Here is a 13676-nt window from a genome sequence, read left to right as displayed (position 1 = left end):
AGGTCACAAAGATAAATGGAAATTGAGGGATGCGCAAGAAATTGTGCAAAATTTCTTCACCTTATTTTTCACTTCGCAGATATTTTTTCAATTAAACAGACAGCATGTGCTGTTGCCCCTTCTTTTCTTCCAACATAACCCAAGGTCTCGTTGGTTGTTGCTTTTACTGAAACAGCATCAAGTTCTAATTCAAGTGCTTTCGAGATATTTTTTCTCATTTGAAGAATAAAGGGAGCAATTTTTGGCGCTTCCAATAAGAGCATAGCGTCAATATTTACAGGTTTATACCCCTGATTTTCAAGTAGTCTTTTCACTTTTTTGGTAAGGAGCATACTATCAATGTCTTTATAGGCCGGGTTATTATTTGGGAAGTGCTTTCCTATATCTCCCAACGCTGCGGCACCCAAGAGCGCATCGCAAATGGCATGAAGAAGCACATCAGCATCGCTATGACCAAGCAGCCCCCTTTCATGCGGGATTTCAACGCCCCCAATAATCAACTTTCTTCCCTCCACCAATTGATGTGTATCAATTCCAATTCCGACTCTAAACATAGATGATTCCTTTATTGTGACTGCGGTTAACCCGAGATCTTTGATTTACTTCAATACTTTGATTTCTACTTTTCGTTGAACCGATTTGCCGGTATTGGTTTCTAGAGTTGCAGCAGATTCTCTATCAGTTTGAATTCTGAGTGTTACTTGATCTTGCAAGATGCCTCTCGCCAATAAATAATTCTGAATGGTTTGTGCTCTTTCGAGGCTAAGCTTTTCGGCTATTCTTCGATTTGCCAATGCGTCAACTTGGACAGAGATTTCAATTTTAATTGTTGAATCTTCTTTTAATTGATTTGCAATTTCATCCAACTTAAAGAACTCAAGCGAATCAAGCGTTGATTCGCCAAGATTAAATGTAAATGGCAGGATCACTTTTTCAGAATTCGTCAATTCCTTTAATGAACGGACATACACCGATTGGCTTTTTTTCACCGTTCCACCTTTTCCTGAAGCGGTGAGCGTGAAAGTTAGGCTTCGAATAGGATTATTTATTTGATTACCGCTTTTTGCCACAGTTAATCCATTTAAGGTGATTTCCTCAGCTTCATTTGTATTCCAAGCTAATGAAACAGTCTCTCCTAGAAGAATGGTGTCAGGTTTAACAATAAACGCAATTGCCGGTAGAGGTGCTTCAGATATTTTTACCTCTTCTCGTTTTGAAACAATGCCACCCTTCCCATAAGCTACGATTTCATAGGAAGTGGATTGATTTAACACATCAACTCTTTGACCTTCAATCGAAACAAAAACACCATTTAAGGATACGCTATCTGCATTCGTGCAAATCCAAGAAATTGCTACTTCCGAGCCTCTTTCTGCAATTGCAGGGCTTACTTGAATATTTATTGATGGAGGCGGAATTTGTATGATGGTGATTGGAATCTCAGCAGATTTTTGTTTTCCTGATGCACCTAAATGAAAAGAGAATCCGAGATTTATCGTCAAAAATCCGGTCTCTCTTTGGTCAAATTCAAGCGGTACTCCTCCACTTGATATTTGTGAAAAGCCAATAAAGGCCAGCCGATTTCCAAAAAGATGTTGATATCCGATTCCGATGTCAAGAGCAACTTTTTTAGAAAGGAAAATTTCGGTGCCAATTCCGGTATGCAACCCGAGTATGGGTGCTGAATCCAGATACGAAACTTTAAGCGAACCTGTAATGCTCCCCCCGCGAAGCGCAATATTTGCAGGTGGATTAATCAAATTGGGAAAATGAATCGTACCGCCAAGGAGAACATATGGGTTTATGATGGAAGTAGGTTCAAACTGAAATCTCGAAAAAATATTAATCGCAACATTGCTTGAACCAACAGCTTCTAATTTTCCAATTTCAGTGCCGTAATCCTTTTCTGATTGTCCGGTACGATAAAGCATTCCGGCAACGCCAAGTGAAACCATTGGGTTAATGTTATAACGCAATCTCAACCCGGCGTGGGGGCCAATTCCATTTGAATAGGTGTTAAAGGTATTGTTCATTCCACCCCAAAATCCAAGGCTCCAACGGGTAAAAACTGAATCTTCATTTTGCACTTGAGCCAAGATCGGGTTCGAAACTAACCCGAAGACAAAAATGATGATCAACAAAAAAGATTTTCTAAAGAACTGAATCATTGCGCTGCAATTGATAAAACCGATATTTATAAGCCTTTTGGAGATTAAGTATTTGTCTCTTTTCGGTCAACCACAGTTGCCATTAATTCTGCTTCACATACCAATTCACCTCTCACAAAAACTTGAGAAGTAAATTGACAAACACTTCGTCTTCGGCTTTTCATAACCGATTCAATGACGAGCGTATCACCGGGAAGCACTGGTTTTCTGAAACGCGCTTTATCTATTCCCATAAAGTAAACCAATTTCTGATCCATATTTTCATTGCCATTAAGCAACATGATTCCGCCGGATTGTGCCATAGCCTCTAAAATTAATACACCCGGCATAACTGGATTATTTGGGAAGTGCCCTTGAAAGAACGGCTCATTGAAAGTGACATTTTTGATTGCCACAATTTTTTCATCGAGTTTGAATTCGGTAATCTTATCAATCAGTAAAAACGGGTAACGATGGGGTAAGATTTTTTGAACCGCGATGGGATCAAAAACAACGCCTGCTTTCTTTTCGTGCTGAAATTTTCGAGCCAGTTTATTTCGATCAACGAGCTTTCGCAACTTTCGGACAAACTCAACATTCGCAGCATGACCCGGGCGAGCAGCAAGAATTTGCGCTTTGACCGGCATTCCAATTAGGGCCAAGTCGCCAAGTAAATCAACTAACTTATGTCTTGCAGGTTCGTTAGGAAACCGAAGTTCACGATTGTTCAATATTCCATTTGCCCCAATTTCCAAGCGAGCGCCATTGCGTGAAATCTTTTTTGCCAAGTCATCAAGTTCATCAGGGTTCATTTTGCGATCCACGATAACGACGGCATTATCGACATCGCCGCCTTTAATTAGGCCTTGATTGGCCAAATCTTGAACTTCAGAAAGGAAACAGAAAGTACGAGCAGGAGCAAATTGTGTCGCAAATTCCTTTTCCATATTAAAAAGACCGGTGTGCTGTGAGCCCAAAGCCGGATTATTATAATCGACCATTACAGTCATTCTAAAGTCATCAAGTGGCAGAGCAACAATATCAATTTGCTTTTCAGGATTGCTGTACTGAATGGTTTCATCGATGACCAAATAATTTCTTGGGCTTGATTGATTTTCAAAACCCACGGAGAGAAGAGCATCAACAAAGGCTTTTGAACTGCCGTCACAAACGGGCGGCTCAGGTCCTGTAAGCTCAATCCGACAGTTATCAATTTGAAGACCATAAAGTGCAGAGAGAACATGCTCAGTAGTATGTACTTTTGCGTCACCCAAAGCAATGGTTGTTCCTCTTCGAATATCGACCACATGATCAATATCAGCAGGGATTTCAGGAGAATTTGGTAAATCCGCTCTTACGAAACGATAACCGTAATCTTCAGGCGCCGGCTTAAATGTAATCCTGCAATCTTGGCCGGTATGAAGACCTGTGCCATAAATTGAAATATCTCCTTTAATGGTTCTCTGATAATTGAGCATTTCTTTGGTTTATCCTCTAATTCGTTTCAATCAAGTAATAGGCTTTGTCCTTTTTAAACAAGGGGGCAAAAATACGCCAGCCTCTTCCAATATTCAAATCGTTGATAATTATCCATCGATCAAAAAGAATTGATAAAAATACAACGCTAAATAAAGTTTGGTCAGCTGAAGGCAACAGTTATTGCCCATTAAATAAGAAGCCTTATATTGGTTGTAGATGAGATAATTAATAAAATATTGAAACGTTAGCCATATTCATTTTTATGCCGACGACATCCCAAAACGAAACGATCAAGATTTTACTTGTTGAAGACAATAAAGATCACGGATTTTTAGTCAGGAACCATTTGAATTCTAAACTTAAATACGCAGTTGATATTGCAGAAACCGGCGAGCAAGCAATTGCATTCGTTAAAGAAAATCCGTCGCGGTTCAATTTAATTTTGCTGGATTACAATCTTCCGGGTACCAACGGACTAAATATTTTACGGCAAATTCAACTTCTCAATCGACACCTCCCGATTGTAGTCATCACAGGTTTGGGTTCAGAGGCCGTGGCGGTTGAGATTATGAAAGCCGGAGCGAAGGATTATGTTATCAAAACCGGTGAATATTATAAAGCGCTTCACATTACCATTGATCAAGTAATGGAAAAGCACAAATTTGAAATGCTCAATATTGAGCTTCAGCAGCAATTAGAAGAGCGCGCCAATAAAGATTTTCTGACGGGTGTTTTCAATCGCCATCGATTTAATGATCTTTATGATCATGAAATTACGAGTGCCCGCCGTTACAAGCGCCCGATTTCTGTTGCGTTGATAGATGTTGATAAATTCAAGCAGATTAATGACAAGTATGGTCATAAGATGGGCGATTTCGCACTTGTGAGTATCAGTGAAGTATTGCTTCAGCAGTTACGAAACTCGGATATCATTGGTAGAGTCGGCGGCGATGAATTTGTGGTTGTCATGCCTGAAACCGATAAGGAACAAGCGAATCTCACCTTCTCAAGAATCCATAAAAAATTAGAGCAGTTTAATCAGAAAGGTCAATTTCCTTGTGAGTTATCAATAAGTGTTGGAATTTGCGGGAGTGAAGAATCTTACGAAAACATGATTGAGCGTGCCGATAAAGATATGTATGAAATGAAACAAGCCAAAAAAAGCGGAAAATTCCAACAAAGTGCTTGATTTGTGTTTATCACTCTTCGCTAATTCGTCAAATTTATTCCTTTGAAACAATTGACCGTTTTTATTTCATTCTTACCCATTAAGAAGTTTCCCATCTTTTTCATCATTGCTTTTTTTGCAATTCAACTAACCGCAAGTGATCGCCTTTTTTTTGTAAAAGACAGGATTAAAGAGCGTTTGATTTCTTCATCCTTACACCCAAAATCCTTACAAACGGTTAGCTCACACTCCATTGAGGATAGTTCAAAAGCAATCTCTATTACTGAGTTGATTAATTCTGGGGATGATAAATTTGAAGCGATGGAATATCCATCAGCCATTTCTATTTATGAAAAAGCTTTATCTATTGAACCAACGAATCCTGAAATCCTTTGGCGGTTGGCTCGCGTTTTTGTTTGTACCGGCGATGTTACGGAAGAGAAAGATCGTGAAGTTTATTACATCAAAGCAACAGAATATGCGCGTCAAAGTGTGACACAGCAAAACATTTCATCAAAGTGTTACACTTGGCTTTCTGCCGCCTTAGGAAATTTAGCTATGTATCGTGGAAGCAGAGATAAGGTGAAATTCTCGGTCGAAATTAAGCAGTATGTTGAAAAAGCCATTCAGTTAAATCCAAACGATGATGTAGCCTATTCAATTTTAGGGTCATTTCATCGTGCTTTGGGAAATGTGAGTTGGTTAGAGCGGCAACTTGCAAATGTATTTTTGGGCGGCTTGCCTGAAGGCGGATACATCGAGGCTGAAAACGCTTATAACAAAGCTATTAAGATTTCTCCGAGTGGGCTTCGTCATCACTTTGAATTAGGGCTTCTTTACTTAGATTGGGGAAAAGATCAGGAGGCCTATTCAGTCTTTTTGAAGGCCTCGCAACTCAAGCCGCAAATGTTAAGCGATATCGACCGCTTGAATCGAATTAAAGAATATCTTAAATCGTTGAAACCATAAATCTCCTTTACTGCTACTAATTTTTCTGCATGAAGCAACTCTAACAGGTTCACATTTAACATTCACGCACTGATTTATCAGTTGTTTGTTTCATTCTGCGTTTTAGGTTTAATCATTGAAGCCAATAAAATTTTTTTATAAAAGCGTTCACTCTGCTCGAAGTGTTTGGGGGATTTTATTCTCTTCTCCCCTAATTTATTTGATGGGATTTTTTACCATCTCTTCGGCGGTCTTTTTGTCGAAATTTTTCGATAGCAGAAGTGTTACCAATCTTTTTGAAATGAACGAATCAAAACAGATTTCATTTCAACCGGAAAGGTCATTTCCAAAAACAAACCCAACAGCCAGCATTCACCGAAGTAACACAGGGAATATTTCAAAAAATGGCATTGAAATCAAAAGCTCTCTGCCAAGTTCCGATTCAAAAGAAAAAGCTCCGTTTCACTCTCCTTTCAAAAGTAATGAGGATAGCTTGCGAAGTCAATTCATTCAAACTGATGATAGCTTGAAACACCCTCGATGGCGTCACGAGCGTTTTCAAAATTTTTATCAAGTATCCCCTATCATATTCGCTTCAAATCTTGAACAGGCACTTGAACAAACGAAAAAAGAATCGTCAAAGCCATCTCAAGAAAAATCCCCAACCGGGAAATTGCCTCTTTCCGCCACTTTTATAAAAAGCTTTAAGCGATTCTTTCAATCCTCAGGAAAAACAATTCGGAGCGCACAGGAGAGCTCTCTTTTCAAACGAAATTGGGAAATGTATGACTCACAACTATTTGCAAGTGTCGAAAATTCAGTGTCGAATGTTTCTCAAATACTTTATGCTAATCGAAACATCAAGGCACGTTCTAATATTTCAGAAGCGTTTTTTGAAGAAGGAACTGAATTAACAAACGAAGAAGAAATTTCCGATTCTGCAAAAGCGAATCAAATAGCCCAACCCACTCAGAAACCTGATACAACGAAACGCACATTTTCAACGAAACTTGACTCTCTTACCGCTTTCCCGACTGATAGCACCGCTCGTTTAGAACAATTTCGTTATAGAAAAAAAGATTCACCCCTTTTTCCTATTTCAGATCCGAAAAACTATCCACTCTATGTTCCTCGAGTTGGAATTACTCGAAATGCGATACTTGATTCTACCGGAAGATTTGTCATTATTACTGAAACAGCGGGGAATTTCAACCTTAGGCCACCTTTGATTCTGCCATTCGAAGAGTATGATTCACTTCGATTAAAAATTGCGATTCAAAATAATTTTAGAGAAATTATCAAATCGAGGAGCGGCGGTCAGGCTCGTGATGCACTTTCAGAGGTATTTAATAAAATCACACGAATTAGCATTTATGTACCCGGAGGTGAGAGTTCCATCTTTTCAACGCTTTTCGGTCCACCCACTGTAAGTGTTCAAGTTGCGGGGAATGTTGATATCCGCGCCGGACTTCAAATGGAAGATAGTGAAGATCCTATTCGAATCGCCGCAGGCACAGCAAATCGAAGTGACCCTTCATTCGACCAACAAGTGCAATTAAACCTTGCCGGAGCCATAGGTGATAAACTTTTGATCTCTGCCGATTGGAATACACAGCGCCCGTTTCAATTTGAAAATCAAATCAAAATTCGATATAAAGGATATGAAGATGATATTGTTCAATCCATCGAAGCCGGAAACGTTTCACTTTCAATTCCTACCTCACTAATTGGAAGTAACCAAGCATTATTTGGAATAAAAACACAACTTCAATTTGCGGGACTTTCGCTACAAACTGTGCTCTCTCAGCAACGCGGTCGCTCAGACCGCATCCCGATTGTGGGGGGCGGACAAACCCTCAATCTCAATATTTTAGCCGCAGATTATGATTATCTCAAACACTTTTTTCTAACACGATTTCACTCCACAAGTTGGGATACAGCCTTTGCGATAGTCATAAATGCAAATAGAAGCGACGGACCTGCATTAATTACCGGTGAGGGTGGAAGACAGTTAACCCGTGTAGAGGTTTGGCGTTCAAGTGCGCAAGGAATGGAAGCAGAAGCCAACCGACGCTCAGCCGTTGCTCTTTTTAATTATGGCGATGAAAATTACAGTTTTGAAAAAACCTTTGGAGGCGGGCGATATAACTTCCCAACTGCGGAATACCGAGGGAAACTACCTGATGGATTTTCAAATGCAGAACAATATTTAGAAGCATTAAGGCTACAAACCGAGAGCACGCCGCCGGTGATCGCAGGAGAGGGTTTTGCTGGGGAATTCAAGCTTCTCGTAGAAGGTCAAGATTATGATATTGACCGAACCTTAGGATATATCTCTGTGCGTCAGAGCCTTGCGGATGGTGATGTTATCGCTGTGGCATTAGAATTTGCAAGTTCTACGCCCGGCGTTGATCCTATTCGAATCGGTAACTTCTCCAACGATGCGTCAATTCCTGCTAGAGGGAGATTGCTTCTTAAAATGATTAAACCCGCTCAGCTATTCAATCGCGATACGGCTTCGTGGGCAATGATGTTAAAAAATATTTACTCTTTAGGCTCAAGAGATATTCAGCGAGAGGGGTTTGAACTTAAAATCAACTATATCGATCAAGGGTCTAATCCTCCGGAACGCGAAACACTCCCCTTGGAAGGAAATAATACCAATCTTCTAACACTCACGCGTCTTGATAACTTTAACCAAGGCCTTATTCAGCCGCCTGATCAAATATTTGATTTTGTTCCACTTACTTTAGATACAAGGCGAGGGCTACTCATTTTTCCCTATGTGAGACCCTTTGATGTTCCGATTAAACAGGAACTTAATCGATTGGGCATTACTGACTCTACGGTTAGGAATCGTTTGATATTCTCAGAAATTTATACGGCAGATCAAGCAGCCGCGCGCCAGCAAAACGGGTCAAAGCAGTACTACATTCGTGGAAGAGTTAAAGGGAGTGCTCAATCCGTATTTTCACTAGGTTTCAATGTCGTAGAGGGTAGTGTTCGTGTTGTCAGCAATGGAAATGTGTTAACGGAGGGGACAGACTACCGAGTTGATTATCAATTGGGTCAAGTTGAAATCACAAGACCGGATTTGCTTTCATCGGGCGCAAATCTGGAAGTCAGTTTTGAAAAAAATGATCTCGCTTTGCTTGCTGCAAGAAATATTCTCGGCGCACGAGCGGAGTATGTTTTTAGTGATCGGTTCAAACTTGGCGGAACTTTTCTTCAATACAGTGAAAGACCGCTAGCGGATAAAGTTCGAATTGGCGATGAACCAATTGTCAACAGCATCTATGGATTCGATACCCAGTTCTCTTTCCGTTCTATGTTTTTAACGAGGCTTATAGACGCACTTCCTTTTATCAGTACAAAAGAGGAATCTGAATTTTCATTTAGCGCAGAGTTTGCCCAAATTTTACCCAGTTCCCCGGCAGAGCTCTTTACATCCCTTGACCCTGAAGGGGTTAGTTACATAGACGACTTTGATGCCACGAAGCAAATTATCACCCTTGGGTTAGAGGGAAATCAATGGTCACTTTCCTCCCCACCCACTGAGTCTTCAACACCAACCGTTTTCGAAGACTCATTGCTAAGCAACCGCCGCTCTCAACTCTCTTGGTACCGTTTACCTCCGGGATCAGGCGACCGAAGAAATGTTAGAACCAATGTGATTTTTCCAAATCGTTTTGCCGCAAGAGAAGATCAAATTGTTCGCCCTTTGAATCTTGACTTTTATCCAACTCGGCGCGGGCCTTATAATTTTTCTCCAGAGTTTTTTATTGATCGAAATAGCGTACCAGATAGTATGTGGGGAGGTATTATGCGCTTCTTCCCTCCCTTTATGCAAAACCTTCAGAACCCACCAAAGAATAACATTGAGTTTATGGAATTTTGGATAAAGCTTGATTCGCTTGGCGGGCCAATACCTGACAACGGAAAAATGTATATCGAATTGGGAAGCATCAATGAAGACATTATTCCGAATGCACAATTCAATATCGAAGACGGGATGCCAATTTCGGATGTTCCCGGTCAGGACGATGATCCGGCTTCGATTGGTAATGATGGATATGGGCGATTCCTTCGTGCATCGGGAGCTGCGCTAACTGCAAGAATAAATGGTGTCATCAATTTTGTTGGCGATCGAACGGAAGATGTCGGTCTTGATGGAATATCGAGTGAGGAAGAGCGCGTGCTTCACGCCGACTATTTATCGCGCGTGGCGTCAATACTTGGTGTTCAAAACAATGAGTATCTCTCACTCACCAATGACCCCGCAGGTGACGATTTTTCAGGAACAGGTTCAGCACTTGATCGTGTAAGCGGTACTGAAGGCAACGCTTCAATTGATGCCGGTGCCTTTGGAAATCGCTTTCCTGATCGAGAAAGTTTAGATAATAATCCCAACCTTGACCGGTCCAATTCCTATTTTCAGTATGTCGTGCCGCTCCGTCAAAGTGATCTATCTCAAGATATTCCCATTGGGCCATTTGTGGTAGGTGGAGGTCGCACGAACGGGGGTTGGGTTCAAATGCGAATTCCGCTAAGAAGTTTTAGCAACCGAGTGGGAACAATCAATGGTTTTCAAAATATTCGTTATGGTAGAATTTGGCTTAAAGGATTTAAAAACCCTGTTCGGGTTCAACTTGCAACGCTTGATTTTGTAGGATCTCAATGGCAAAGTATCTTAGGAACAAACATCACCCAACCCGATTCCCTTGTTTCTATTTCTGCCATCAATCTTGAAGAGAACGCTGCATTTTATGCAAGTCCATCCGGAATTTCACGGGCAAGAAATCGTCAACGGGTTGATCAAGACATTCGCGCCAATGAGCAGTCATTGGTATTAACTGCATTCAAAGTTCCAGCAGATTCATTTCGAGCGTCATTTCGAGATTTTCAACCGGCAAGCATCGGTGGGAATCAAGCTTCAGGGGGTTTAAATTTGAATCCATATAAGTCTATTCGTGCTTTTGTTCACGGCGGAAAAGGAATTCGTTACAATAGCTCTAACCCGACAGATACAACGAATACACAAGTTTTTCTCCGTTTCGGAAATGATCTTCAAAATAACTTTTATGAAATTCGTTATCCTGTTATTCCAACGCCCAATGTCAATGTTCCCATTTTAAGAACCGGCCAAACCACCTCGCCGGAGTATGAACGAGCGCAGGATTCGCTTTGGCTCAGAGAAAATGATATCGATATCAATATTCAAGAAGTTGCAAGTTATGTGCTGTTTCAAGATCCAAGTGGAAGAGAGCAAAGGCACCAACTTGCAAACAATCGCACCTTGGTTATCCGAGGGAAACCCTCAATGGGGAATGTCAGATTTTTTATGTTTGGTATTCGAAATTCAAGCCCATTTGCCTTAGATACCGCAGAGGTATGGTTAAATGAACTGCGGGTATCAGGATTTAATCAAGAAAATGGTTGGGCAGTAAAAGCAACTGCTAACTTAAAACTGGCTGATTTGATGACTGTTTCAGCGAGTGTTTCGAGACAAACAGCCGATTTCCACGGACTTGATGTTCGACTCAATCAGTTGAATGCTCAAAATAATACCCTCTCGTATAATGTCTCGACTTCGTTTAGGCTTGATAAATTCCTACCCGCAGAAGATGGATGGAATATTCCACTTACTTATGAATTTTCACGATCAACCATTGATCCAAAATTTTCTCCTGCTCAAACAGACATTCAACTTGAAGTCTATATCGAAAGATTAGTGGCCGATAGTATTCGTAAAGGCGCCACAACTGATCAGGCCGCTTCTTATGAACAGTATCTTCGTTTTATCAGTCAAACCAATTCAGAATCAAGGCGATTAAGTTTAAATGGAATTGCCAAAACAAGACCCTCAGAATTTTGGCTGATGCGCTATACCGTTGATCGGTTGAGGTTTTCGTTTAATTCAAGCAGCCGCAATTCTCGCTCCCCGATTGAAGTGTTTCGCGATGATTCTGATTGGAATAGTCAAATTGATTATAACCTACAATTCCCACAAGATTGGTTTATTGAGCCATTTAAATTTTTTGGCTCAATCCCCATACTGAGCACTTACAAGGATTTGAAGTTTTATTTCTTCCCGCAAATCTTTGCTATAAGCGCAGGCTTCAACAAAAGAACATCACGTTTTCAACTTTTTGGAAATTTACCTTCTTCTCCTGCGCCTTCAATGACGGGTACTCGGAGCATAAGACTCGATTACAAAATCACAGAAACGCTCAGTCTTTCGTTTTCATCACAATTGTCAGGAAGTTTTAATAAGTATTTATTAGAAGATACCGTTGGGGTTTCGCCTTCAAACATTCGGGAAAGAAGTGGAAGTGATATTTTTAATCTTATTCTTCAAGACCTTGGCCGATTTAATTTAGGGAGAGATCAAACTTTTAATCAAGATGTTTCGATGAATTGGAGACCGAAAATGATCGATCCCTTGAATTGGATTGCACTTGATTTTAATTACGGGGGAAGGTATCTCTGGACAAATCCTGTCCCTGATGCCTTAAATCAAAACGGGAATAATATTAGCTCAACACTTACATTTCGAGCTCAATCCACACTCCGATTTAAAGAACTTTTCGGTAAGCTTGGGTTGAATGCGCCCGGGGCTCCGGCATCTTCGGTAGATTCCTCTAGTCAAATTCAAAAATTACTCTCCGGAATCAGCAGTGTATTTCTTGCTGTAGCGAAAATTGATCAAGTGACTTTGAGTTATAACTATACCAACGCAAATGCAACCGGCGGAATTCGCGGCGGAACGGGCGCATTCAATTTTTTCCCTTTCTCACTCTTAAGAGATCCAAATTCTCCTGCACCTCCAAGCTTAGGGTATCAATTAGGCTTATCACCGTTTGATGGTGAGAGAATAACTTTGGTCACAGGAAATATCATTTTCCCACAAAATTTGAATCAATCGAATGCAATTCAAATTGGAACTTCGTGGACACCATTAGAAAACTTGCGTGTCGATTTAAATTGGGAGTCAAACTGGACTTACTCTCGAAGTTCAAACATTGATTTACAGACCGGACAGATTTTAAATCCCTCAATCAATGGAACTCAGCGAAGGTCCTTTCTTAGCATTGGTCGCAACATCGAAAACTTTACATCACTTTTGTTGCAACCCAACGGTCGTTACCTCGATGACAACGCAAGCCTTGCTGCCGCCTTTACGAAAGGATTCGAACAAAGCGCTGGTGGTTTTATCGGAACCCTATTCGGATTAGACGAATCCGAACAACAATTTTTACCTTTGCCCAATTGGCGTATTTCGTTTGTAGGGCTTGAGCGCATTGAATTTCTCAACCCGATTTTTTCAAGCATCAGCCTCGACCACGCCTATAACGCTAGTTCTTCCTCAAGCTTTATTCAACAATTAGCTAACCCGAGAATCATCAGTAACATTACCATTAGTGAAAATTTTTCTCCACTTATCGGGGTTAACCTCAATTGGCAATTTGGACTTACAACTGCTATAAGTTATAGTTTGAATCGGTCGTTCACGCTCACCCCAGAAACAAGAACATTTGAAGAAGCAACGCGTGGGCAAGTGACGCTTTCACTTGGGTATCGAAAGCAAGGATTGAAAATTCCCTTTAATTTTTGGCCGTTTAGCGGAGCGACACTTAATAACGACCTTGACGTTTCATTTAATTTCTCAATCGCAGATGATGAACGGGTAAACTATACCGTTTCTACGGAGAGCATTTCTCAAATTCCGCCACAAGGCACTCGTCAATTAACTTTCTCTCCAAGAATCAATTATGCTTTAAGTCAGCGTGTCACGGCAGGATTCTTTTGGGAATTTACGCGATTAGAGCCAAAGGCAACAGGCAGCAATATCTTTCCTTCAACACGCTCAAATATTGGATTCAACTTTAGAATTTCGATTGGAAACGACGCAAGCCCTATGGGTGGCTTCTAAG

General features: G+C 40.7%; 6 protein-coding genes. 3 read left to right on the top strand and 3 right to left on the bottom strand.

The window, feature by feature from the left end:
* Positions 1-68 precede the first annotated feature (68 nt).
* Genes ispF through SFU91_10230 form a run of 3 tightly spaced genes read right to left on the bottom strand, consistent with a single transcriptional unit; the run spans position 69 to position 3625 of the window.
* Complete coding sequence (ispF, locus tag SFU91_10240; protein ID MDX2129402.1) at positions 69-554, bottom strand: 2-C-methyl-D-erythritol 2,4-cyclodiphosphate synthase; 486 nt, start codon at positions 552-554, stop codon at positions 69-71.
* Between the two features lie 45 nt (positions 555-599).
* Positions 600-2168: an outer membrane beta-barrel protein gene (locus SFU91_10235; protein ID MDX2129401.1), complete on the bottom strand. Its 1569-nt coding sequence runs from the start codon at positions 2166-2168 to the stop codon at positions 600-602.
* 44 nt (positions 2169-2212) lie between these two features.
* A complete protein-coding gene (locus SFU91_10230) occupies positions 2213-3625 on the bottom strand; it encodes a bifunctional UDP-3-O-[3-hydroxymyristoyl] N-acetylglucosamine deacetylase/3-hydroxyacyl-ACP dehydratase (protein ID MDX2129400.1) in 1413 nt (470 codons plus the stop codon).
* Positions 3626-3888: 263 nt separating this feature from the next.
* On the opposite strand from SFU91_10230, the gene SFU91_10225 reads away from it, so the two are divergent.
* From SFU91_10225 to sprA, 3 genes are all read left to right on the top strand, one after another.
* Positions 3889-4815 (top strand): diguanylate cyclase, encoded by a 927-nt coding sequence (locus SFU91_10225; protein MDX2129399.1) that lies wholly within the window; start codon positions 3889-3891, stop codon positions 4813-4815.
* Between the two features lie 51 nt (positions 4816-4866).
* Positions 4867-5763, top strand: a complete 897-nt coding sequence (locus SFU91_10220; GenBank protein MDX2129398.1) for a hypothetical protein — start codon at positions 4867-4869, stop codon at positions 5761-5763.
* Between the two features lie 280 nt (positions 5764-6043).
* Positions 6044-13675 (top strand): cell surface protein SprA, encoded by a 7632-nt coding sequence (gene sprA / locus SFU91_10215; protein ID MDX2129397.1) that lies wholly within the window; start codon positions 6044-6046, stop codon positions 13673-13675.
* The last annotated feature ends 1 nt before the right edge of the window (position 13676 follow it).

This window comes from Chloroherpetonaceae bacterium, from assembly GCA_033763895.1.
Classification (GTDB): Bacteria; Bacteroidota; Chlorobiia; order Chlorobiales; family Thermochlorobacteraceae; genus JANRJQ01.
The sequence above is the reverse complement of the archived record's forward strand: the minus strand, read 5'-3'. Positions and strand labels throughout refer to the sequence as shown.

Excerpts from the sequence above, each read along its gene's own strand:
- sprA (MDX2129397.1), top strand. The coding sequence starts at position 6,044 with ATGAACGAATCAAAACAGATTTCATTTCAACCGGAAAGGTCATTTCCA.
- SFU91_10225 (MDX2129399.1), top strand. The coding sequence starts at position 3,889 with ATGCCGACGACATCCCAAAACGAAACGATCAAGATTTTACTTGTTGAA.
- SFU91_10230 (MDX2129400.1), bottom strand. The coding sequence starts at position 3,625 with ATGCTCAATTATCAGAGAACCATTAAAGGAGATATTTCAATTTATGGC.
- SFU91_10235 (MDX2129401.1), bottom strand. The coding sequence starts at position 2,168 with ATGATTCAGTTCTTTAGAAAATCTTTTTTGTTGATCATCATTTTTGTC.
- ispF (MDX2129402.1), bottom strand. The coding sequence starts at position 554 with ATGTTTAGAGTCGGAATTGGAATTGATACACATCAATTGGTGGAGGGA.